Below are 22065 nucleotides of genomic sequence, written 5' to 3'. Positions count from 1 at the left end.
CTGCATAGGCCGCTGGATCTCAGGCGGGTCGCCGGCTACTACTGCCGCGTCATGGCGATCTTGAAGCGCTCCTCCGGTGTGATCAAGTGGTCGAGGTTTTCGGCGGCTTCTGCGATGTCGATCTGCACCCATTTGATCGATCCGGTGAAGCGGCTGGTTTGCGGTGTGTAGTCGTCGCTGACCGGCGATGCGGTGTCTCTGCCGACGTCGCAGGTCTCCTCAACTGAGAAGAGCATCGGCACGGACACCTCGACGCGCCCTTCGCCGGTCTTCGTACCGCCGACATAAAGCGTCACCGTGGCGCCCTTGCCGAGTCCACCGCCGTCGTAGGCGAATTCGGCTCGAACCTGGTGCGACCCGGGTGGGATGTCCGCGTCGCCCTCGATGGCGAAGGACTGCAGGCCGAGCATGTTGTACCAATACTTCGGTCTGCCCTTGTTCAGGTACAGGCTCCAGCCGGCGAACGCGCCGCCTTGGGCGACGATCACGCCTTCAGCGCCGCCGTCGGGGACCTGCAGCTCCGCGGTGATCGAGTGCGACTTGTTCTTGGTGTTGATCACGACGTTCTCGGTCAGCCGTCCCATGCCCGAGAAAAGCAGCTGCGAGTTGCCGCCGATCAGGACCGGCCGCCCGGCGAGGTCGGAGTTGAACCGCTCGACGCGCCGGTCGTCCAGCGGCAGCACGTTGTACTTACGTGCTTCCTCCATGAACAGCGTCTTCAGTTCTTCGAGTTTTTCGGGCATCTCGGCGGCCAGGTCGTGGGCCTGAGTCCAGTCGGCGTTCGTGTCGTAGAGCTCCCAGATGTCGTCTGCGAATGGCAGCTCCTCCGCCTTGAACACCCATGGAATGGAGTGTCGTGTGACCGCCGTCCAGCCTTTGTCGTAGATGCCGCGATTGCACAACATCTCGAAGTACTGCGTCTGTCGACGCTCGACCGCGTTCGGGTCGTCGAAGGTGTAACGCATGCTGACGCCCTCGATCGGCTTCTGCTCGACACCGTGCACCACCTGCGGTTCCGGGAGGCCGGCCGCCTCGAGCACCGTCGGCGCGACGTCGATCACGTGGTGGAACTGGCTGCGCACCTCGCCCTTGGCGTTGATCCCGTTCGGCCAGTGGACGATCGCGCCGTTCCGCGTGCCGCCCCAGTGCGAGGCGATCTGCTTGGTCCACTGGTAGGGCGCGTCCATTGCGTGCGCCCATCCGACCGCGTAGTGGTTGTACGCGGCGGTAGTCCCGAAGTCATCGATCCTGGAGACCATGAACTCGGTGGTTTCGAGCGCGGCGGCCCCATTCAGGACGGCGATCTCGTTGAAGCAACCGTGCGGTGTCCCTTCCGCACTGGCGCCGTTGTCGCCGGTGATCAGGAAGACGAGAGTGTTGTCGAGGATCCCGAGCTCACCGAGAGCGTCGATCACCCTGCCGATGTGGTGATCGGTGTGCTCCATGAATCCCGCATAGACCTCCATCTGCCGCGCGAGCACGGGCTTCAGGTCGTCGGCGATGTCGTCCCAGGCGGGGATCTCGTCCGGTCGCGCGGTCAGGTCGGCCTCTGGCGGGATCACGCCGAGTTCCTTCTGTCGCGCGAGTGTCTCCTCGCGCAGCATGTCCCAGCCCTGATCGAACTTGCCCTTGTGCTTCGCCGACCACTCCTCCGGCACGTGGTGCGGAGCATGGGTCGCGCCGGGCGCGTAGTAGATGAAGAATGGCTTGTCGCCCATCAGCGCCTTCTGCTGCCGGATCCAGCCAATCGTCCGGTCGGTGATGTCCTCGGTGAGGTGGTAACCCTCCTCAGGTGTCTTGCTCGGCTCAACCGCTGTCGTCCCCTCGTACAGCGCGGGGTAGTACTGGTTCGTCTCCCCGCCGAGGAAACCGTAGAAGTACTCGAAGCCTCCGCCACCGGTAGGCCACGAATCGAACGGCCCCAGCGGGCTCGTCTCCCATACCGGCACCTCGTGGCACTTCCCGAACTGCGCCGTCGCATAGCCGTTCAGCTTCAGTGTCTCAGCCAACGGCGCGCACGTATTCGGCAAGATCGAGCTGTACCCCGGCGCCGAGGTCGCCAGCTCGGTGACCCCGCCCATCCCAACCGTGTGATGGTTCCGGCCCGACAGCAGCGCCGCCCTCGTCGGCGAGCAGAGCGCCGTCGTGTGGAAGCGGTTGAACTTCAGCCCTTCACTCGCCAGACCTTCCATCCTCGGTGTCTGGCACGGACCCCCAAACGCGCTCGACGAACCGAACCCCGCGTCATCGAGCAGAATGATCAAAAGTTCGGCGCGCCCGTCGGCGGGCGCAGCGGCTCGATCGGCGGGAACTGCGCCGCAGGATCCTTCGCGTCCACGAACACCGGTCCGTCGTACGGACGATCAGGATTCGGCAGCACACGACGCTCTACCGACGTCGAATCGGTCATGAGAGCTCTCCTGTCTCCATAGCTCGATCCGACGATCCCGCCAGCGGGTAGGCCCTGCATCATCCGGCAAGGATGAACGATCGTGCGCCTTATGCGATGGACCCTTGTCCCCTCGAGGTCAACGAGCGCCTTGCCGATTATCTCTTCCGTTGACCAGGCACCTCCCCGAACCTGCGATGAGCGACAGGCGGGAGGACGCACCTACTCCGCTCCGACCTAGGCGCCCAATCGGCCCCGTCATCCCGGGTCATGAGGCCGCCGAAGCGGTGGCGGCGTCGCCGCGGTCGGTGCGAACGCGGTGGGCGATCTCGCCGGTACGGTCGGTCCCCCCGCCATCGGCGGGCTTGTCGGAGCCGGGCTCGTCCCGGTGCCGCGGCCGCGACCCTCAGCCTCAGCAACTGCTGGAACCGACCCGCGAGGCATCTCCTCGCTGAGGCCTCATCACGCTGGAATCTCTAGCGCCAGCGTCATGCATGCGCTCGATGCTGCCTGCGATGCCCGCGACCGCACGACACGGAGCAGCGGCGTGGTGTGTGACCGAGTCGCTCGGCGCGCTCAGCCGCTCACCCCGATGCCGATGACGAAGCCGCCGATCAGGATCATCATCGTGGCACCAACCGTGCTGGAGTGAGCGGCGATCCACCCCTTCGCCGCGAGGAGGCGAGGTTCCATCCGCCGCGGAAACAGGATCGTCGCGACGATAGGAACGCTTACGGTGCAGGTGGCGATCGCGGTGTAGAAGACCACCAGGCCGAGGTTGTCGCCGAACATCAAGTCCACCCCGACGATCGCCAGCGCCGCGGCCGCCGCCAGGAGTATCGCCTTCGGACGAAGGTTCAGCGCCAGGCCGATGCCGAACACGGGCAGGATGCCGAACGTACCGATGTTGTCCAGCCAGCCCGGTCCACGTCCGCTCCCTGCGCGGGACCGACGCGCGAGGGCCACGACGCCCAGCAGCACGAGGGCAATCCCGATCACCACCTCCAGCTTGCCGACGAGGGCCTCATGTTCGCGCGGTCGCCCAGGAAGCGCCTGGCTGGCCACAGTCGCCAACGCGACGGTGGCGAAGGTGCCGAGCACCGTGCCGACCAGGAAGCCCAGGCCGGAGCGGCTGCGGCTCTCCGCCAGCAAGATGAAGATGGTGGCAGTGATGGGGACGCTGCTCAGCGCCGCCGCGAGGGCCAGCGGTATCAGCTGAAGCAGTGCCTGCCCCATCGCGTCTCCGATCTCGACCGCACGACGAGGCTTCCGGATTGGCGTACACGGCACGTCCCGTCACCGGAAGTATCGCGCACCCGGCGCGCAATGCCTCAGCGGGGGAAGGCTGCTGCGCCCGAGCAACGTCGAAGCTGCCGAAAAGGTCGGGGTGGGTGAAGTCGACGGCCACGACTACACCGCAGTTACAGTCTCGCCAGGGCGTGCGAGGTGGGCTGACGTTCGGGCTGGTGGATTCCACGGCTGTCGCATCTTCCGCGATGGTCAGGTATCGGTCTGGTACTCGTTGCCGGCCAACCGGATGGGCGCCGTCGTTGACGAAGGGCAGCTCAAGCAGGACGTGCGAGCTTGCCTTGAGATCGGGTCATCGTTGCTGGCCGTGGACGGGCGAGTCGCTCCGCCTTGCGAGATCAGCCCGATCGACATGATTGGGGTCTGTCGCCCAACTCGGAACTCGCCCGCAGGCCACAATGCCCGGCTTTGGACGGCCCGGTGACAATGTGCGAGTCGAGGCAGACGAGTCGGTTGGACCACCTCCTTGTCTGCAACCACGGTCGCCGACGTAGCCGACACCCTCGGCAGGCTCCTAGTTCGTTGCTGGCGACTCTGACCACCGCCAGAAGATCCCACTGCCGAGGCCTTAGGTTCCGACTAGCTACACGACGAGCGATGCGTCTCCTCACGTGACGCGGTTCATGACGCGAACTGAAGCCAACTGGTGTTTAGAGGTGCCTACGGAGACACTCCTGACGCCTAGAGGTGGCAGAGTTCATGGCATCGCGCAGCCGCAGGTGCTCCATCGAACAGCTCGACGGCTTGACCCGCGCACACGTGGCTAGAGGCATCGATGGCCGGCTACACCACGGATGCTCGCTTGCCGCGGCTTGCCTCCACTAGACCGTCCGCCTTTCTCGGCCTCCTCGGAGGCTGCGGCCTCACGCAGGTACCGATTCTGCCGGTAAAGGTGTCCTTGCCGGCGTAGACCACAGCGCGGAAGGTGCCACCCGGGCGAGCCTCGACGTATCCCCGAGCCCTCTTCTCTCGTACCACAGATCGAATCCTAGAACCGATTCATCCCCGAGAGCATCCCCAGCGAGCTCCCGGCACCCCCACCTCGAAACCTGTTTCCGCAGGTCAGGAAGGGGTGCCCCGGCAGGATTCGAACCTGCGGCACATGGTTCAGGAAAACATTCGACAGCACAGCTCTGCTCCACTTGAGCCTTGTTTTGTTGCTGAATCGCCATCTGCAGACGCCTCAGAACACTCTGTTTGACCGTATTTCGCCCCACGTTTGGCCCCACGAGATCGCCTACAATGCTTGCATGGTGACGACAGCATCGAAGCGGTCGCGCGGCGAGATCGAGCACCTCCCATCCGGGTCGTTGCGGGTGAAGGTGTATGCGGGGATCAACCCCGTGACGGGGAAGAAGTTCTACCTCACCGAGACTGTTAAGCCCGGCCCACGTCAGGAGCGCACAGCCGAGCAGGTCCGCACCAAGCTCCTGAACCAAGTCGATGAGCAGCGAACTCCGAAGACCCGCGCCAAGCTCTCGGTGTGTTCGATACCTACTTCGAGCTACTCGACGTCGAGGTGTCGACTCTCCGTGGCTACGAGTCGAACTACAGGAACCACATCGAACCGCACCTGGGGCAGCTGCCACTGACGAAGCTGCAAAGCTCTGAACCCCTGCACAGCCTCTACGCCCAACTGCGCAAGTGCCGGGCGCATTGTAAGAAGCGGCGGATCAAGGTTGATCACCGCACCAGCCATCCCCATCTCTGCGACGAGCACAAGTCCACCCCCTGCTCTCCCCCACGCCCAGCCGACTGCCGAGCATGTCGTCGAATGTGCCAGCCGCATGTGTGCGTGGGTCTGGCAAGCTCCTCGGCGGGGCGCACGGCTGCGGTGCGTGGCGGCGGGGTGGATCGGCTGGTCGCTGCGCTGCGGGTGCTCGCGGCCCAGCTGGAGTGCGCTGACCACGAGGGCGAAGTGGCTGAAGGCCTGGGGCGTGTTTCCCAGCTGGCGTCGCGTCACGGGTTCCCACTCTTCGCTGAGCAGTCCGACCTTGTTGCGTAGGGCAAGTAATCGCTCGAAGAGGATGGTTGCTTCCGTGGTCCGTCCGTCGTGGTTCAGCGCGTCTACGAGCCAGAAGGAACAAGCGAGGAAGGCGCCTTCGCCGGCGGGAAGGCCGTCGTGGCTCGTCCCGGTGCGGTACCTCAGCACGAGCCCGTCCTGGGAGTTCCCGCTGGATCGCTTCGACCGTCCTGACGACCCGGGGGTCGGTGCCTGGAAGGAATCCGACCCGGGGGATGAGCAGCAGGCTGGCGTCCAGGTCCGTGCTGCCATAGGACTGGACGAAGGTGCCGCGCCTGGCGTCGTATCCGTTGGTCAGTACGTCGGTGTGGATCGCACCGCGCAGGTATTCCCATCGGCGGACAGGACCGGGGAGCACGCTGTCATGGGTGGCGCGGGCCATGCGATCGGCGGCGACCCAGGCCATCACTTTGGAGTGCGTGAAGTGGCGCCGTGGTCCGCGCATCTCCCACAACCCGTTGTCGGTGTCTTTTTGGTGGTGGCCGCTGCGACGATGCCGCCGGTGGGCCTGTAGGTGAGCGCCTTGAGCACGATCAGCGAACGCTGTAGGTCGTCGCGCCAGCGGCCGGTGACTGTTGAGCGTTCCGAGCAGCGCTCCCAGAAGTCGAGCGTGTCGGCCAATGCGCGGTCGGCGTCGACGGGCTTCGGTCTGCTGAGGTGGCTCGGCGCCCAGGTGAGGACGAATGGCACGGTGTCCCCGGCTCGGACTGTGAACTCGGAGATGGTGCGATTGTCCCGGCCTTCCAGGGGTGCCGGCGTGCGCAACCACGCCGAATCGGGCCCGGCTACGGCCTCGATGGCGCCGCCCACGTTGCGGACCCACGGGATGATCTGCCCGTAGTCGAATCGCAGGCGCAGCTCGCCGACCATCGGTACGGCTCCGCTGACACCTTGCACAATCCGGACGATGTCGGGAGCCTGGCCGCGTGGAGGCATGAAGTCGATGATTCGTACGGTGCCCTCGGGTGTGTCCCACTCCGACTCCAGCACTAGGGTGTCGCCCCGGTAGCGCCTGCGTGCGCAGGGCCCGCCCGCCCCGGGAGCGAGCAGCCACCGGCCGGCTTCAGCCGTGTCCAGCAGCGCCGCGGTATGGAGGTCTCCCAGCAGGGCGTAGTCCTCGATGGTTGTCATTGCCCGGCTGCCTCGATGTCGATGACGACCTTCACGTCGTCGGGCTGCCGGGCGAACGCTTCTGGATAACGATGAAGCGGAACTGTACGGGTGATCAGTCGGCTCATCCAGTTGGGGTCGGCAGCTGCCAGGGCGCAGGTCGATTGTTCGCAGTGTCGCCGGTTGGCGTTGACGCTGCCGAAGATGACCTCGTTGCCGAGCACTGCCTGACGGTTGAGGTCCCCGACATCGAGCGGCAGTCGACGGCCGGGTCCGGAGACGCCGGTCAGACAGACGATTGCGGCCGGTGCGCCGTTGCTCATCGCATCGACGACGACCTCCGGCACCCCCGTGCACTCCATCAGCACGTCGGCTCGCAGACCGGAGTCGGGCAACGAGTCGGAGTGGTAGGTGGCACCGAGCGAGCGGACGAGATCCGGTTTGAGTCCAGCGGTGACGCGGTCGAAGACGTGCACGCTCAGGCCGCGCTGGACGCCAAGCAGCGCTGCGAGCAGGCCGACCGGTCCGGCGCCGGTGACAGCGACGACCCCGGGCTGCCAGAAGGCACGCTTGCCGATCCGTTCTACCTGTTCCCAGGCCTTCGCCACGATGGTCGTCGGTTCGAGCAGAACGCCGAGACGTCCGACGGAGGGGCTCAGCCGTACGACGGCGTCCGGCTCAGCCCGCCACCGTTCCCGGGCCAACCCGTGCAGTCCTCGGATCCCGTGCTCGGTGTAGCGGCCGTTGCGGCACATGTCCCATTCACCGGCGGCGCAGGCTGTGCACGGCTCAGGATCGGGACGGCGCACGATGCCGACCACCAGATCACCCACCGACATGCCGCTGCCCGACGGTGCCTCGAGGACGCGCCCCAGATTCTCGTGACCGAGCACCAGGAAATCCTCGCCCGTCGGCGTCTCGCCGTACTCGCCGTTGATGATCTCCGAGTCGGTGCCGCACAGGCCGACCACCAGTGACTGGACCAGCAGCGAGCCTTCGTCAGGGTGCGGCTCAGCCATCTGCCTCAGGCTCGACGAGCCCTGCTGACCAGGCCGAACCGTCAGTGCGAGCATCGTCTCCCGACGCTTCGGTGCAACGTGGGCACCCTCATGCGGAGTCACTCCGCGCGCCGCCTGCAAGCGGTCGAGTTCAGCCAACGATTCGTTTCTGAGGTCGCGCAGCGGCACTCCTTGTCCGAGCTTGCCGGTCGTGTACTCGTCCAGCCTCGGGCACGGCCGATGAGAGCGAGATGAGAGCGACTCGTCGGTTCAGCTACGCGAACAACCCCGCTGGATAAGGGGTTGTACTGTCAAAAACGTGCGCAGACGCGTTGTGATTCTTTTCCTGGCCGCTCTGGCCCTGGCAGGTTTCGGAGCTGCTGCTCATTCGCTCCGGGCATCAGGTGCCCGGGCAGCGCACCGGTCTCCGTCAGCGTCCGGAGCGTCGGCTCAGTCGGCCAATCCGCCGCCCTTCACGAGTGCAACCAACCTCGTGATGACGAATGGTGTGCGGAACCAGCTGATCGCAGCAGCGGCCAAAATCAATGGCAATGTCCAGGTGTCGGAGTTCAAGGGGCTCGAGCCGCAAGGAAGCCACTATGCGTATGACCCCGCGACAGAGACGTACTGGGCGGCAGCTTCGCTTCTTCCCCGCGACGATTCCTCCGCCGCTGCGGTCTCGGTTCAAGACAACGGCTCCTACAACGTCTTTCGTCGAACGCTCGGAGGATCGTGGACGGCGTACGACGTAGGGCTGGCCGGTGTCGGCGGCACAGGTTGCCCGATCACCTTGCCGCCGGCGGTGTTGCAGCTGTGGGGCTGGCCGAGCAAGAGCTGCGGGCCTGGCCCGCCATCCTGAGCACGACCGCTCCCGCCGCATCCTGGCGACGCCGCTGACTACCGCCAGCAGGTACGGCGACCTCCCGCTGGCAGGATGCGGAGATCGGCGCTGGCCCGTGACGACACAACAGTCCCGCACGTACCTGATGATGAAGAGGCGACCGCATGCTTGACAAGGGCAACAGATTCCGGCCGGCCGGGGTCGGCGTGATCCTGGGTGTGGTCGGCGTCGTCTTCGGTGACATCGGGACCAGTCCGCTGTACGCGGTGCAGACCGTCTTCTCGATCGGCGGCGGAGCAGTAGCCCCGACAGCGGGTGATGTCTTCGGCATCGTGTCGCTCATCTTCTGGTCGATCACGTTGATCGTGTCGGTCAAGTACGTCGTCTTCGTGATGCGCGCCGACAACGACGGTGAAGGCGGCGTGATGGCGCTGGCCGCGTTCCTCGGAGGCCAGCTCGGCGGTATTGGGCGTCGCGGCGTGGCCTTGATTCTGGGGCTCGGCATCCTGGGCGCGGCCTTGTTCTTCGGCGACAGCATCATCACCCCGGCGATCTCGGTGCTGTCGGCGGTCGAAGGACTCGAGGTCGCCTCGCTCGGTCTGTCGCACCTGGTGCTGCCAGTCACTGCCGTCGTGCTGACGTTGCTGTTTGCGATGCAGCGCCGGGGAACCGAGCGGATCGGCAACCTCTTCGGCCCGGTCATGACCGTGTGGTTCGTGTCGATCGGTGCGGCCGGCGTGGCGGGAATCGTGCCGTATCCGGGTGTTCTGTGGGCACTGTCTCCGACGTACGCGGTCGCCTTCGTCGTCGATCGCCCGTCTACCGCGTTCGTCGCGATGGGCGCCGTTGTACTGGCGATAACCGGCGCCGAGGCCCTGTACGCCGACATGGGGCACTTCGGCCGGAACCCTATCCGCCGAGCATGGTTCGTCATCGTCTTCCCGGCGCTAACGCTGAACTACCTCGCCCAGGGCGCGCTGATCCTGCACGACCCGGGCACGCGGGAGAACCCGTTCTTCCTGCTGCTGCCGGCGTGGGCGCGGCTGCCCATGGTCCTCCTCGCCACCGCGGCGACGGTGATCGCTTCGCAGGCCGTCATCTCCGGCGCATTCTCCGTGTCCCGGCAGGCACTGGGACTCGGCCTTCTCCCACGACTACGCATCCGGCAGACCTCCGGCCGCGAGTACGGCCAGATCTATATTCCGGGTGTGAACTGGCTGCTGTTCGCGGCGGTACTGATCGTGGTGCTCACCTTCGGTTCCTCGGCGCGGCTTGCGACCGCCTACGGCGTCGCCGTCACCGGCACGTTCTTGATCACCACGACGATGTTCCTGGTGGTTGCGCGGACCCGATGGCACTGGGCGACCTGGCAGTGCGTGCTCGTCGGGCTGGTGCTCGGCGGCCTGGAGCTCAGCTACTTTGCCGCCAACCTCACTAAGGTGACACACGGCGGGTGGCTGACCCTGCTGATCGCGGCTGTGGTGTTCACCGTGATGGTCACCTGGCGGCGCGGACACCAGATCGTCAGCTCGCGCCGCGCGAAGCTGGAAGGCCCGCTGCCCGACTTCATCGGCGAAATGAGGGCTGCCCACCTGAAGCGGGTCCCAGGACTTGCCGTGTTCCCGCACGCGGACAAGGCAACGACGCCTTTGGCCCTTCGGCTGAACGTCGCGCACAATCACGTGCGGCATGAGCGGATCGTGATCATCTCGAGCCTGACCGCGCCAGTTCCTCATGTGCCATGGGACCGCCGCCTCAGCGTCGACCAGCTGCGCGACCCGAACGACGGCATCGTGTACGTCGCGGCGAGGTTCGGGTTCCACGATGACACCGACCTTCCTGAGGTCGTGCGGCGTGTCGCCGGCACTGGTCCCGAGACGGACTTCGATCCGGACGCCGCCTCGTACTTCGTGTCTCGCCTCGCGCTCCGCCGTACCCGTGCCCCCGGACTCGCCGGGTGGCGGAAACAACTGTTCCTCGTGCTGTGGCGCAACGGCGCGACTCAGCCGGAGTTCTTCCACCTGCCCGATGACCGCACCGTCATCCTCAGCACCGAAGTACGCCTATAGGTCCGGCTTTCGAGATCTCAAACGCCAGGTGAAGGCGAGGCATGGTTGCCGCCGGCCGGGTCGACATGGATCGCGGGCCGCCGGGCGAGCATTCGGAGGCTGGGGCGATCGCGCCTCCGGAGAGGGTTCTCGGGTGGATGCCGCGGGATCTCCCGCAGGTCGTCGAGCGTCCCGGCCAAACGCGTCCGCGATCTCGTCGGGCTGCGCCCGGAGTTCGGACTGTCCGTTGGGCATTGAAGAGCGTGGCGATGAGAACAGCCAGGGCGCGGTTCGTCATGCGGCTTCGCCTTGATCGGCAGACGGCATGGTGAATGACTGGTGCGCCACTGCGCGTCCAGAAGGTTGCCTTCGGCATCACGGTCCACGCCCTCGCCCATCACCGCGAGCGCGACGTGGGACAGCGGGGCGAGGTTTGGGCCTCCAGACGGAGCGCCGTACGGGAACGTCGAGCACGGTCTGACGCCGGTCGCGCTGGCGGTGAAGGAAGGCCTCGCGCTGGAAGTTGCATGGGTCTGGTGCTTTCACCGAGTTCTCATGAACTCGTCGGCAGCGTTGTTGCGACGACATACCCGGCGTCGACCCGACGGAGGAACCATGACGATCATCAAGCGGGGCCGAACGGCGATCCGCTGGCTGCCGGTCCTGCTGGCACTGCTCACGGTGGCTGGATGCGGTTCGATTCCGCCCTTCCAGGACCTTCCCGCGGGCGGGGTCGATGCCGAGTCAGGCCGGGTCGTCATCGACGACATCTGGGTCGATGGGCCACACGGAATCACTGCCGGGGGCAGCGCGCCGTTGCGGTTGGCGATCACGAACGAGTCCCCGACCGCGGACACCCTGGTCGGTGTCTCGACCCCGATCGCCGAGCGAGTCGTGCTCGAGCAGGGCGGTCACCCGGTAGCAGGTATTGCGCTGCCGGCATCAGGCTTCGTCGACCTCGAGTGGCGGACGGGTGTCGAGCTCGAGGGTCTGCGTACGTCGCTCATTCCCGGCACGTACGTCCCGGTGACCCTGCGGTTCGCGCACGCGACTCCGGTGACCGTTCGGACAGCCATCGGACCACTCGCCGCACCCGAGCCGCAGAACCCTGCCACCTCGGCCTGAGTCGGCCGTAGAGAGGAGCGAGATGAGTATCGCGGAAACGACAGCCACCAGCCCGGTTCGCAGTCTGGTCCCGGCCCGGCTGGATCGGTTGCCATGGTCGAAGTTCCACTGGCTGGTGGTCATCGGCCTCGGCGTCTCCTGGATCCTCGACGGGTTGGAGATCCAGATCGTGTCGCAGGCGGGCTACCAGAGCACGCTCGGTCTTTCCGCCGGCGCGGTGGGCGCCGTCGGCTCGGTCTATCTGGCCGGACAGGTGCTGGGCGCGCTGTTCTTCGGGCGGATCACCGACCGGCTCGGCCGCCGGAAGCTGTTCATGATCACCCTGGGCGTCTATCTGGTCGCGAGCGGGATCGGCGGGCTGTCGTTCAGTCTGTGGTTCCTGTTGGTCTTCCGCTTCATCGCCGGGATGGGGATCGGCGGTGAGTACACCGCGATCAACTCGGCGATCGACGAGCTGATCCCGTCGCGTTACCGCGGCCGGGTCGACATCGCGGTGAACGGGACGTACTGGGGCGGCGCGGCGCTCGGTGCCGTGGCCAACCTGTACCTGCTGTCCGGCCATCTGCCCAGCAACGTTGGCTGGCGGATCGGCTTCTTCATCGGGCCGGTGATCGGCCTGGTCATCATCTTCCTGCGCCGGACCCTCCCGGAGAGTCCGCGCTGGCTGATGACCCACGGACGGCAGGAGGAGGCGGAGCACACGGTGGCGGAGATCGAACGCCGGACAACGTCCCGGGGCGCCGAGCTCCCGCCCGTTCCGGAGCGGCTGGCGCTGGAGATCACGCCCGTCGACAGAGTTTCCTACCTGAAGATCGCGAAGGTGTTCTTCCGCGACTATCCCTCGCGATCCTTCCTCGGCTTCTCGATGATGGTGACGCAGGCCTTCCTGTACAACGCGATCTTCTTCACCTACGCCCTGGTCCTGCAGCACTTCTACGGCGTGCCAAAGGCACACACCAGCTACTACTTCTTCCCGTTTGCACTCGGCAACCTTCTCGGGCCGCTGCTGATCGGGCACCTGTTCGACACCATCGGCCGGCGCCGGATGATCCTGTTCACCTACGGAGTCTCGGGATTGTTGCTGCTGGCCTCGGCGTACCTGTTCCAGGCGGGACTGCTCAACGCCACCACGCAGACCGCCTTGTGGTGCGTGATCTTCTTCCTCGCCTCGGCCGGCGCCTCGTCGGCGTACCTGACCGTGAGCGAGATCTTCCCGCTGGAGCTGCGCGCGCAGGCGATCTCGTTCTTCTTCGCCATCTCGCAAGGAGCGGGCGGAGTGGTCGCGCCGTTCCTGTTCGGGCATCTCATCGGCAGCGGCGACAGCGCGGTCCCGGACCGGAATCCGCTGACCTGGGGTTACGTGATCGGAGCCGTGATCATGATCGCCGGCGGAGTCATCGCCTGGTACTTCGGCGTCGACGCCGAACGCCGGTCGCTCGAGGACATCGCCCACCCCTTGTCGGCAACCACGAACCATCGGGAGGTCACGTCATGAGTGGATTCATCGTCGTCGCGGTCGATCCGGCGACAGGCTCGAAGGCGGCACTGAGATGGGCCGCCGACGAGGCCAGGCTCCGCCAAGCGCGCCTGCACGCCGTGATGGCGTGGCGGGCCGCGCGGCCACCGGCCGCTCCTGCCGCCCGGCCACCGGTGACTCTGAGCCTCAGTCCCGCGGACGCCCAGACCGACGCCGATGCGAAGCTCGCCAAGCTTGTCGCCGACGCGCTCGGCCCCGGGAACGCGGCCTGCTGCCTCGCGGTGCACGGAGCGAAGCTGCCGGTCTTGTTGACCGCTGCTCACGATGCCGACCTGCTCGTGCTCGACCCGCCTCGCCCGACCGAACTCACCCGCGCCAAGGCCAGCCTGCTCGCGCCCCAACTGGTGTTCCGGGTGCCGTGCCCAGTCGTGGTCATCCCACCCCGAGCCGCGTAGGGCGGCTACCTCATCGGCGGTGCCGGCGTCTGATGATCAGCGCAACGATCACGAGGACCATCGCGATCAGTACGCCGGACCAGCCGAGGTAGCGTTCGGCTCGCGCGTAGGCCGCACCGGCGAGGAATCCGACGCCGGCTACGGTGACGGCCCATAGCGTCCCGCCGGCCACGTTGTATGCGACGAAGCGCCGGTAGGGCAACCCGCTCGCGCCGACCACCGACGGGACCAGCGCCCTCAGCAGCGCCACTGAACGACCGAGCAGGACGGCGGGACCGCCGTACCTCTGGACGAACGCCTGCGCACGGTCCAGACGCTTTCTCGTCGCGTCGGACCCCCGAGAGAACAGGCGCGGTCCCAACCTCGTGCCGACGGCATATCCGATGCTGTCGCCCACGACCGCGCCTAGCGCCGCGACCGCCATCACGGCGAGCAGTGGTACTCGGCCCTCATGTGCGAAGACTCCGCCGAGCAGTACGGCGATCTCGCCGGGTATCGCGACACCCAGCAGGGTCGAGGCCTCGAGCGCGGGCAACGCGAAGACCAGGAGGAGCAGGACCCAGGGCGGCACTCTCGCCAGTTCGCCGAGCAGGCTGCTCATTCGGCGCCGGGGTCGAGTCGATACCCGGCGCCACGGACGGTGTGGATGGTGTCCCGGCCGAACGGGCGATCCACCTTGTCGCGAAGGTAGCGGATGTAGACGTCGACCAGGTTCGACCCGCCGTCGTACGCGAAGTCCCAGACATGGTCGATCAGGTAGGTCCGACTGAGCGCCTCGCCGGGTCTGCGCATCAGTTCGTGGAGGAGCGCGAACTCCTTCGGGGACAGTGCGACCTCGACCTCGCCGCGCCGGACGATCCGAGATACCGGATCCAGGATCAGGTCGCCGACCTGCAGGACGACGGGACGTTCCAGCGGTCCTCGCCGGGTGAGCGACCGGACGCGGGCGAACAGCTCCGCCAGCGCGAACGGCTTCGTGAGGTAGTCGTCGGCGCCGGAGTCCAGGCCACGGACACGGTCCGGCACGGCGTCCCGCGCGGTCAGCATGAGTACGGGCGCCCACCGGCCTTCGGCACGCATCCGGCGGCACACCTCGAAGCCGTCCGGCGCGGGGATCATGGCGTCGAGCACCACGCCGTCGTAGTCGTTCTCGAGCGCGTTCCACAGTGCGTCCGCCCCGTTGGCCGCGGCATCGACGGCGTACCCTTCCCGCTGCAGGCTGCGGACCAGCAAGGCGGCCATGCCGGGATCATCCTCCACCACGAGCAGCCGCATACCTGCCAGCGTAGAACTCGGTTGCCTCATGGCTGCGGCTCACCCGCCTCGTCGAGCGGCCGCACGGAGATCTGCCCCCGGGCGGTGAGCCGCGCGAGGTCACCACGCAGTCGCTCGACCTCGTCCCGGAGTTCCTCGATGGCAACAGCGGCCCGGCGGTCCGACTCCAGGGCGTACAGCGCGACTTCGGCTGCGGTGTCGTCGAGGCGTTTCGAGGTCATCAGCACGATGGACAGCGCCACCACCACGAGACCGGACAGGACGACGGTCATGCCGGTGGCGGCGTCGCGTCGTACGGTGAGCACTATCCCCGCCCCGACCAGACCCGCGCCTACCGTGGCGGCGGTCCATGATCCCAGCAGCCCGCGCGCCAGGTCCGCGGCCCGTTCGCGCCGGGGCAGCCCGTCGTGCGACCGGACCCCGGGGTGCAGACTCCAGGTCGGTTTGCGGCCGCGCAGTCGGGCCGGGCGAGGCGAGTGGGTGATGTCCGGGGTCACGGTGCCAGGATCGGGCCGAGAGGATGAGAGGACGGTGAAAGGGGATGCGACTGCTGCCGCGCTCGTTGCGGGGTCGGGTGACCTTGGTGTTCACGGTCGGCGCGGCCGTCGTGCTCAGTCTGTGCCTGGCTATGTTGTACGTCGCCCTGGACAACCAACTGACGTCCGCTCTCGACGAGGACCTGTCGTCGCGCAGCTCCGACATGTCGGCCGCCCTGCACGCGGGAGACAGCGGGGCGGTCGCCCGTGACCCGATGGCCCAGCTGTACGCATCCGATGGCATTCTGCTGGCCGGCTCGCCATCCCTGGGCGAGGGCAGACTGCTCAGCGCGGCGGACGTCAGGGACCTTCAGCGCGAGGTCGCCGAGACGCGATCGCTTTCGATCGGCGGCAAGGCTGATCGGTCGAAGGTGCGGATCCTGCCGCGGCGGCTGGGATCGGGTGAGGTCCTGGTGGTCGGCGTCTCCGCGGAACCCTTGCAGGCCGCCCGCGAGCGCTTGGCGGCCGTCCTGCTCGTGGCCGCGCCACTGCTCATCGGCCTTCTCTGCCTCGGCGGATGGCTAGTCGTCCGGACCGCACTACGGCCGGTCGACATCCTGACCCGCGAGGCGGCCGCGATCTCGTCGGTCGAAACCGATCGCCGGCTGCCCGCCGTACCCGGCAATGACGAGATCGCCCGGCTCGCACGGACCCTCGACGGAATGCTCGGCCGGCTCCGGGTCGCCTTCGAGCGGGAGCGCGCGTTCGTCGACGACGCCAGCCACGAGTTGCGGACTCCGATCGCGGTGCTCCGGGGGGAGATCGAGCTCGCCTTGTCCGCACTCGGCGAACCGGCAGAGGTCGAGCGCTCGCTCGTCGCGGCGCTCGGCGAGACCGAACGACTGACCCGGCTCGCCGAGGACCTGCTGCTCCTCGCACGCGAGCGAGCCGGCTCTCTCGTCATCCGCCGTGAGCCGGTCGACCTGCTGGACCTGGCCGCTGGCGAGGCGCGGCGCCTTGGCCCGGTGCTCGGACCGCGGATCGAGGTTCTCGGCGAGACCGTGGTCGTCGACGGGGACCCCGATCGGCTCCGCCAGGTGCTGACCAACCTGCTACACAACAGCGCCGCTGCCGGAGCCAGGACTGTACAAGTGCGGGCGACCAGCGATGCGACAGCCACGGCACTGGAGATCTCCGACGACGGACCCGGGTTCCCACCCGCCGTCATCGACTCAGCCTTCGAACGGTTCGTCCGCGGCGACAACGCCCGGACGCCGGGCTCGTCCGGGGCGGGTCTGGGTCTGGCGATCGTGCGCGCGGTGGTTGCCGCGCATGGTGGCACTGTCCAGGCACGCAACGGCGAGCCGCTTGGCGGCGCTGTGATCACCGCGCGACTACCGCCCGGTTGACCCGCGCTCCGATCGGCGGTCAGCGCACGCCGGTGATGGTGAAGCGTTCGGCGGACTGGACGTGCCCACCGGTCGAGGTCAGGATCGTCAAGGCAGGATCGGTGGAGACGAAAGGTCGAATGCGTCAGTTTGAGTGAGACTGCGCCAACTCAACTGAGACAGGACGACTTCGAATGGCCGCTGTCCATGGGGACGCGGTAAGGGCCATCAGGACGTGTTGTACCTTACGCAAGATCCCCTATCGGCGTCGCCGCGACCGGCGCGGCCGTGGAACCGGGGTGGACAGGAGCCACCTGCGGCCCACAGAGGCGCAGTCCTCCGCACGGAGAGGCCAGAGGTCATTGCGGCAACGACCTTTGGCGGCGACTCCCGCGGGTAGCGACGATTCGTCCTGTCATGTCGCAGGACATCGGTGACAGTTCTGTGTCAGGACATCGGTGACACATCAGGGTGCTTGGTGGTGACACTCCTGGCTGTGTTGAGCGGTGCCGACCACCAATGAACCTGCTGGTCCTCTCGTGTCCGTCTCGCGATCCGTGCCAGGACCCGGCCCGATGGCCGGGTGCGGCGCTGGAGCCCGCAGGCGACGGCCGCGCCAGCTATCGTGCAGAGCGTGCCGGGACTACGGAAGATCCTCACCGACGGCGAATCGAAAGTGGACCGTGTGCTCGACGAGTACGCGCGTGACAACGGTTACCGGTTGCTCCTCAAGCCTCGCTTCCGCGACGTCATCGACGTCGACGACATGCACCTGAGCGGGCGCGAGCGGAACTTCACCTTCGCGGCACACCTCGACTTCGTAGCCGCCGACGCCGCAACCACCGGTGGCGCTCAGCGCCCAGCAGGGCAATGCGCTGCTATTGCCTCACCAAGGAATGTCGGGGTTGTAACCCTTTCGGGTTGACCGGTTCGGTGAATCGGATTCGGTTTCGGCGCATTGTGCGCTGTGTCGGCTGATTGCGTGATACCGCTCAGGCTACGGGCGGGTTCGGACGGGTGTAGGTCAGGGCGAGGTTGCCTCTTGGGAATGACTTCACATCGACCAACGTCAGCCTCGTGAACTCGGTGAACAACGGCCCACCGCCACCGTGTGCGACCGGATTGACCAAGAGGTGGTATTCGTCGACCAGGTCGGCCCGCACGAGCGACTGCGCGAACCGCACGCCGCCGTGGGCGAGGATCGGACCGCCGTCTTGCGCCTTCAGAGCCTGGACCTCTGTGACGAGATCGCCGGAGCAGACCGTGGTCGTCGCCCATGGGGTGTCGATCGGTCTCCGGGAGAAGACGACCTTCGGGATCCGGTTCATCGCCTCGGCTTCGGGGCCGTCCTGGAAGGGCCAGTGGCCGGCCATGTCCCGATACGCCTGGGATCCCATCGCGTGCACGCCAGCACTGCCGAGAACCTCGGCCATGTGAGCGACAAACTCCTCGTCCTCGTACTCGAGAAAGAAGTCCTCTGGCACACCAGCCGGCGGCGAGCCGTAACCGTCGAGGGACAGACCGTGGCGAAGAATGAGCGGGCGCATAGGAAGCTCTCCTTAAGTTTGTGTCGGGGTGCGGGGCGACTGTTGATCATCGACCCCCTACTGGCTACAGGGTGGCCGGCAGGGCGACCCGGAACGATCTGTGGGGCTGCTGGTTGTCGGTTACGAGGTCTGTCCACCGCAGCAGCCAGGGCGGTGACCTGTCGGTTCCTGGGGCGGTCCGACCGGTGTCGCGCCGGGTCGGGACCACTGGGCAGTTGGTCGGCCGATTCGGTCGCCCGCCCTGGCTCCAGCCGGTCAGGTTGCCGTGATCATCGGTGCGCCAGAAGGCGCCGTTGGGCCCTTGCGGCCAGCCCTCGGGTGAGTCCTCCCAGGCTTCTTGACGTCCATAGACGGTCCGGTCGATCAGTTGCAAGGACGAGGAGATCGCCTCGACGCCACGGTCGGTGGTTTCCCAGGTCAGAAATGCCCGGTCACCCCGGCGGAGGTAACAGGAGATATGTCCGCCGCCACCGGCCGATATGGCGGGATCACCGACCCTTTAGTTGGAATACCAGGGCTGGTTGTGGCCCATGAATTCACGAAACCGGGCGAGTTCGTCGTAGGGCCCTTCGCCGAAGAAGGCGAAGCTGATGCCACGGGCGTTGAGGTAGGAGGCGTCGTGGAAGCCCCAGGTGAACAGGGTGCAACCCTCGCATTGCTTCTCGATCGGCTCGCCCGGATAGAACATGTGCTTGTACACGACCAACTGGTCGCGGCCGTCAAACAGATCGATGAACGGCGTAGGCCCGCCGGCCCCCTCGAGGGAGACCGGTCCGACCTCGGTGATCGGCAACCGGCGACGCGCGGCCGCGATCGCGTCACCCTCACGGGTGTGCGCCTTCTCGCGCTCCAACAGTGCCTCGCGCTCTTGGAGCCAGGTTTCCCGGTCGACAATCGGCGGTGTAACCGGGTTGACGATTTTCGCTGTCATTGGGCGCCTCTCCTGCTGGGGATCTTGCTGCAGATCCCTGCCCGATCTGGCCACCCCTTGTGGGCGGTCGGTTCACACCTACGACGAAGAGCCCGCCGCCAATCAGACACCTTCGGCTAGATTTCCTCACGAATCCTTCGGTCCCCGATGGTCCTGTGCCAACAGACGCTGACACCGGGTGATCCAGTAGCCCGATTACCTACCCAACGTTGCTTGACGAGGTACTAGATCGGCTCGGACGCGACAGTCGTCGTGCCTGGTCTCCAGAGGCGATGCGCTGGGGCTCAATGCCCTCGTCGGAGCCCTGACGGCGACAGGCGACGCCGAACTCCGAGCCGTGTCCAGCTCAGCCGTCGCGACCTTCACCGTGTGTCCAGGAGACGGGAACAGGCAAGAGTTGCAATGACGGGCTCTCGCCGACCAGGACGTCCGAACTTGAACCCCGCGGTCCGCGCCACAAGACGCCCGGAAGCGTCACCAAAGTCCTGACACATCAACTGTTACCGATGTCCTGATGCAGAACCGTCACCCATGTCCAGAGACATCACAGCGACGATTCGCCCCCTTCCCCTCAGACTAGAACACCAGTTCGAGTAATCGCCGACGGCCCTAGCTGTCACCATGGCGGGCGATGCGGTGCTCGCCCACCGCGCAGGCGCAGCGCTGGCCAGCCAGCGAGTTCTTCAGGTTCAAGATCAAGCCTGACCAACTACGAGCCCGCGCCGGGTGGGACGGGTTCGCCATCGACCCCAGCCAGAATCGGAGACGGCTTGAATCCCTTGACGATGAGGTAGATACCGAACGACAACTCCCAGAAGAACTCTGGAATCGTCGCAATGCCCTGGACCGCGCCTCCACGCTCGATGACGTCGAACATGACGGCGATTCCCGAGGCGGCGACCAGCGGGCCTCCGACGAGCCCCAGCAGCGCCATGGGTCGTGGCACCAAACCGGACCGATACATCAGGTAGCCGAGGACAATTCCGTTCGCGATGCCGGCACAGAAGCCTGGCCCGATCAGGAACGCTCGATCGTAGATCGCGACGAAAGCCTGGCCGAGAGCGGCGTCGGTGCCAGCCGTGCCTTCCTGCCGCATCAACAGGAACGTCAGAAGGCTGACGATACCGATGGCGATGAATGTTGCCTCGACGAGGCGCGCTGCGACGTAGCCGAGTGCGAGGCTTTCGCTATAGCGCTTGAAGACCACGTACGGCACTACGGCGGTGCCGATATTGGCGATGATGACGATTAGCTCGAGGACGGCGCCCAGAGCCACGCTCGCGGTGGGGTCGGCGCCGGTTCCGGTGATGTAGTCGGGGTGATCCCGAACCGGGGCGTACAGGATGAAGTACGCCGGGATCGAGGCGACGAAGGTGACCACCATCAGCCAACCCGTCAGGGTAGCAATCTTCCTTGCGTACGCCGTGCTGATGCTCCGGCGATCTGTGCCAGTGTCCATCTGACCCCCGCCCCCTACCCCTCCGGCTCTGGCGATGCTGCGACGGCGGGTCCGGTGGGTGTGGCTTGCGTCGTCGTGTCGACCGGCCCCGGTGCGCCACCCGACAGTGGAGGGACGGTGAGAACGGGATCGCTGCCGCCTTGGTCGAGGCGGAACGGAGGATACGCATCGGTCATCAGGGCCGCATAGCCCGCGACCCGCAGAGCCCAGCGATTCATGCCCAGGATCAGGTCGTACAGCGGCCGGGGGTAGACGCCGGTGAACGCGAGGATCACCGCAGCGATGATCACCAGGATTCCGACCAGGCCACCACTGCCTGCGACGTTCCACTGCCAGTTGTCGGATCGGTTTGCGGCCCACGCTCCACCGCCGACGAAAACGCCGACGATGATGTAGTGCGGGATCGCGAGCAGCCACCACTTCACCAGCACGAGGCCTCGGGACAGGTGCTCGGGGTAGTCGACCGACAGGTGCGCGGGATAGTCCTCGACCTCGGCCAGTGTGAACGGCGGATACTGGTCAGTGCCGAGTGCTCCGTAGGCGTAGTACGTCACCCGCCAGGACCAGCGTAGTACGCCGACGTTGTAGTTGAAGATGGCGCGCGGGTAGCGCCCGGTGAAGAGGATCGCGAAGAACGCCACGACCGAACTGACCATGAAGCCGATCCACAGGAACAGCAGTACGAGGTAGTGCGGGATCACGAGGATCCATTTGACCAGCCAGAGCCACCTGGACGATTTCGCATCCCGCGCGGCGTTCACGTGCACCGGGTACGCCACAGATGTCGTCATCAGAACCATCTCCAGAGGGTTTGCTCAATGAATGAAGCCTGGGCCATCTTTCTCAACCCAGAGGTAGCGGTGTGCGTCCTTTCACCTCGGGAGAACTGATCGCTGTGATCGTTGACACGTTGAAGCCTGCGGCGATGAGCCTGAGCGCGATGCTGTGGCTCTGCCTCTTGACCACGGGATAGAGGGTGACGGCGCTGCCGATGCAAGCGACCACAAGCAGGAGCTCGAAAAATCCTCCGAGCAGCACACTGTTGTCGGCATTCGCACCGGCGATGTAGTTACCGTTACGCAGCACGGGTTGGTGCAGCAGCAGCGCCGGGATCGAGGTGACTTCGGTGGCCAAGTAGAACAGGCCCGCGACAATCGCAGTACGTCTCAAAGTGCTCACGTTCGGCACGCGGCTCAGCTCCCCCTGCAGGCAGCG

The 22065-nt window shown here is 66.3% G+C and carries 20 protein-coding genes and 3 pseudogenes; 8 read left to right on the top strand and 15 right to left on the bottom strand.

Going from position 1 to position 22065, the window contains the following annotated elements:
* Positions 1–38: 38 nt before the first annotated feature.
* The 4 genes and pseudogenes from E0H75_RS41600 to E0H75_RS43425 all read right to left on the bottom strand — a co-directional run bounded on the left by E0H75_RS41600 (position 39) and on the right by E0H75_RS43425 (position 4846).
* Positions 39–2264: an arylsulfatase gene (locus E0H75_RS41600; RefSeq protein ID WP_272948988.1), complete on the bottom strand. Its 2226-nt coding sequence runs from the start codon at positions 2262–2264 to the stop codon at positions 39–41.
* Positions 2261–2410, bottom strand: a complete 150-nt coding sequence (locus E0H75_RS44805; protein ID WP_272948987.1) for a hypothetical protein — start codon at positions 2408–2410, stop codon at positions 2261–2263. The genes E0H75_RS41600 and E0H75_RS44805 overlap by 4 nt, the downstream gene beginning before the upstream one ends.
* Positions 2411–2965: 555 nt before the next feature.
* A complete protein-coding gene (locus tag E0H75_RS41595; protein ID WP_131519250.1) occupies positions 2966–3625 on the bottom strand; it encodes a GAP family protein in 660 nt (219 codons plus the stop codon).
* 1151 nt (positions 3626–4776) lie between these two features.
* Positions 4777–4846, bottom strand: a pseudogene (locus E0H75_RS43425).
* 334 nt (positions 4847–5180) lie between these two features.
* On the opposite strand from E0H75_RS43425, the gene E0H75_RS44500 reads away from it, so the two are divergent.
* Positions 5181–5702, top strand: coding sequence for an N-terminal phage integrase SAM-like domain-containing protein (locus E0H75_RS44500; RefSeq protein ID WP_238163585.1), 522 nt, complete (start codon positions 5181–5183; stop codon positions 5700–5702).
* Here the strand turns inward: E0H75_RS44500 and E0H75_RS44880 are convergent.
* From E0H75_RS44880 to E0H75_RS41580, 3 genes and pseudogenes are all read right to left on the bottom strand, one after another.
* A pseudogene (locus E0H75_RS44880) lies at positions 5658–6165 on the bottom strand (glycoside hydrolase family 15 protein); the annotation flags it as partial. The gene E0H75_RS44500 and the pseudogene E0H75_RS44880 overlap by 45 nt on opposite strands.
* Complete coding sequence (locus E0H75_RS44490; protein WP_238163584.1) at positions 6126–6851, bottom strand: glycoside hydrolase family 15 protein; 726 nt, start codon at positions 6849–6851, stop codon at positions 6126–6128. The pseudogene E0H75_RS44880 and the gene E0H75_RS44490, both read right to left, overlap by 40 nt.
* A complete protein-coding gene (locus E0H75_RS41580; protein ID WP_238163583.1) occupies positions 6848–7849 on the bottom strand; it encodes a glucose 1-dehydrogenase in 1002 nt (333 codons plus the stop codon). The genes E0H75_RS44490 and E0H75_RS41580 overlap by 4 nt, the downstream gene beginning before the upstream one ends.
* Positions 7850–8324: 475 nt before the next feature.
* Here E0H75_RS41580 and E0H75_RS41575 point away from each other — a divergent pair, with 475 nt between their 5' ends.
* The 5 genes from E0H75_RS41575 to E0H75_RS41555 all read left to right on the top strand — a co-directional run bounded on the left by E0H75_RS41575 (position 8325) and on the right by E0H75_RS41555 (position 13774).
* Positions 8325–8687: a hypothetical protein gene (locus tag E0H75_RS41575; RefSeq protein ID WP_131519248.1), complete on the top strand. Its 363-nt coding sequence runs from the start codon at positions 8325–8327 to the stop codon at positions 8685–8687.
* A 146-nt stretch (positions 8688–8833) separates the two neighbouring features.
* Positions 8834–10738, top strand: coding sequence for a potassium transporter Kup (locus tag E0H75_RS41570; protein WP_131519247.1), 1905 nt, complete (start codon positions 8834–8836; stop codon positions 10736–10738).
* A gap of 594 nt (positions 10739–11332) precedes the next feature.
* Entirely contained in the window at positions 11333–11842 is a 510-nt protein-coding gene (locus tag E0H75_RS41565; protein ID WP_165554452.1) for a copper chaperone PCu(A)C, read from the top strand.
* A gap of 22 nt (positions 11843–11864) precedes the next feature.
* Positions 11865–13337: an MFS transporter gene (locus E0H75_RS41560; protein WP_131519245.1), complete on the top strand. Its 1473-nt coding sequence runs from the start codon at positions 11865–11867 to the stop codon at positions 13335–13337.
* Positions 13334–13774, top strand: a complete 441-nt coding sequence (locus E0H75_RS41555) for a universal stress protein (RefSeq protein ID WP_131519244.1) — start codon at positions 13334–13336, stop codon at positions 13772–13774. The genes E0H75_RS41560 and E0H75_RS41555 overlap by 4 nt, the downstream gene beginning before the upstream one ends.
* A 10-nt stretch (positions 13775–13784) precedes the next feature.
* Here E0H75_RS41555 and E0H75_RS41550 read toward each other — a convergent pair whose 3' ends face one another.
* From E0H75_RS41550 to E0H75_RS41540, 3 genes are read right to left on the bottom strand one after another with little or no spacing between them, the layout of a single operon-like run.
* Entirely contained in the window at positions 13785–14375 is a 591-nt protein-coding gene (locus E0H75_RS41550) for a DedA family protein (RefSeq protein ID WP_131519243.1), read from the bottom strand.
* Entirely contained in the window at positions 14372–15049 is a 678-nt protein-coding gene (locus E0H75_RS41545; protein ID WP_131519242.1) for a response regulator transcription factor, read from the bottom strand. The genes E0H75_RS41550 and E0H75_RS41545 overlap by 4 nt, the downstream gene beginning before the upstream one ends.
* Positions 15050–15075: 26 nt before the next feature.
* Complete coding sequence (locus tag E0H75_RS41540; protein ID WP_131519241.1) at positions 15076–15546, bottom strand: hypothetical protein; 471 nt, start codon at positions 15544–15546, stop codon at positions 15076–15078.
* A 44-nt stretch (positions 15547–15590) separates the two neighbouring features.
* On the opposite strand from E0H75_RS41540, the gene E0H75_RS41535 reads away from it, so the two are divergent.
* Positions 15591–16934, top strand: coding sequence for a sensor histidine kinase (locus tag E0H75_RS41535; RefSeq protein ID WP_131519240.1), 1344 nt, complete (start codon positions 15591–15593; stop codon positions 16932–16934).
* A 613-nt stretch (positions 16935–17547) separates the two neighbouring features.
* Complete coding sequence (locus E0H75_RS41530) at positions 17548–17838, top strand: hypothetical protein (protein ID WP_131519239.1); 291 nt, start codon at positions 17548–17550, stop codon at positions 17836–17838.
* A 67-nt stretch (positions 17839–17905) separates the two neighbouring features.
* Here the strand turns inward: E0H75_RS41530 and E0H75_RS41525 are convergent, their stop codons facing one another.
* The 5 genes and pseudogenes from E0H75_RS41525 to E0H75_RS41505 all read right to left on the bottom strand — a co-directional run bounded on the left by E0H75_RS41525 (position 17906) and on the right by E0H75_RS41505 (position 22038).
* A complete protein-coding gene (locus tag E0H75_RS41525; protein ID WP_131519238.1) occupies positions 17906–18460 on the bottom strand; it encodes a dihydrofolate reductase family protein in 555 nt (184 codons plus the stop codon).
* A gap of 64 nt (positions 18461–18524) precedes the next feature.
* A pseudogene (locus tag E0H75_RS44485) lies at positions 18525–19391 on the bottom strand (DUF899 family protein).
* A 709-nt stretch (positions 19392–20100) separates the two neighbouring features.
* Positions 20101–20850 (bottom strand): DUF4386 domain-containing protein, encoded by a 750-nt coding sequence (locus tag E0H75_RS41515; RefSeq protein ID WP_131519237.1) that lies wholly within the window; start codon positions 20848–20850, stop codon positions 20101–20103.
* Between the two features lie 14 nt (positions 20851–20864).
* Positions 20865–21641, bottom strand: a complete 777-nt coding sequence (locus E0H75_RS41510) for a DUF4389 domain-containing protein (protein WP_131519236.1) — start codon at positions 21639–21641, stop codon at positions 20865–20867.
* Positions 21642–21693: 52 nt separating this feature from the next.
* Complete coding sequence (locus E0H75_RS41505; protein ID WP_165554450.1) at positions 21694–22038, bottom strand: DUF4386 family protein; 345 nt, start codon at positions 22036–22038, stop codon at positions 21694–21696.
* Positions 22039–22065: the final 27 nt, after the last annotated feature.

The sequence above is a fragment of the Kribbella capetownensis genome (genome assembly GCF_004331485.1).
GTDB classification, from domain to species: Bacteria; Actinomycetota; Actinomycetes; order Propionibacteriales; family Kribbellaceae; genus Kribbella; species Kribbella capetownensis.
Note: the sequence above shows the minus strand (reverse complement) of the source record. Positions and strands in the feature narration are given on the sequence as shown.

Coding starts and splice junctions, on each gene's coding strand:
- E0H75_RS44805 (WP_272948987.1), bottom strand. CDS start 2,410: ATGACCGATTCGACGTCGGTAGAGCGTCGTGTGCTGCCGAATCCTGAT.
- E0H75_RS41525 (WP_131519238.1), bottom strand. CDS start 18,460: ATGCGCCCGCTCATTCTTCGCCACGGTCTGTCCCTCGACGGTTACGGC.
- E0H75_RS41510 (WP_131519236.1), bottom strand. CDS start 21,641: ATGACGACATCTGTGGCGTACCCGGTGCACGTGAACGCCGCGCGGGAT.
- E0H75_RS41575 (WP_131519248.1), top strand. CDS start 8,325: ATGACGAATGGTGTGCGGAACCAGCTGATCGCAGCAGCGGCCAAAATC.
- E0H75_RS41580 (WP_238163583.1), bottom strand. CDS start 7,849: ATGGCTGAGCCGCACCCTGACGAAGGCTCGCTGCTGGTCCAGTCACTG.
- E0H75_RS41595 (WP_131519250.1), bottom strand. CDS start 3,625: ATGGGGCAGGCACTGCTTCAGCTGATACCGCTGGCCCTCGCGGCGGCG.
- E0H75_RS41565 (WP_165554452.1), top strand. CDS start 11,333: ATGACGATCATCAAGCGGGGCCGAACGGCGATCCGCTGGCTGCCGGTC.
- E0H75_RS41555 (WP_131519244.1), top strand. CDS start 13,334: ATGAGTGGATTCATCGTCGTCGCGGTCGATCCGGCGACAGGCTCGAAG.
- E0H75_RS44490 (WP_238163584.1), bottom strand. CDS start 6,851: ATGACAACCATCGAGGACTACGCCCTGCTGGGAGACCTCCATACCGCG.
- E0H75_RS41545 (WP_131519242.1), bottom strand. CDS start 15,049: ATGCGGCTGCTCGTGGTGGAGGATGATCCCGGCATGGCCGCCTTGCTG.
- E0H75_RS41550 (WP_131519243.1), bottom strand. CDS start 14,375: ATGAGCAGCCTGCTCGGCGAACTGGCGAGAGTGCCGCCCTGGGTCCTG.
- E0H75_RS41560 (WP_131519245.1), top strand. CDS start 11,865: ATGAGTATCGCGGAAACGACAGCCACCAGCCCGGTTCGCAGTCTGGTC.
- E0H75_RS41535 (WP_131519240.1), top strand. CDS start 15,591: ATGCGACTGCTGCCGCGCTCGTTGCGGGGTCGGGTGACCTTGGTGTTC.
- E0H75_RS41515 (WP_131519237.1), bottom strand. CDS start 20,850: ATGGACACTGGCACAGATCGCCGGAGCATCAGCACGGCGTACGCAAGG.
- E0H75_RS41570 (WP_131519247.1), top strand. CDS start 8,834: ATGCTTGACAAGGGCAACAGATTCCGGCCGGCCGGGGTCGGCGTGATC.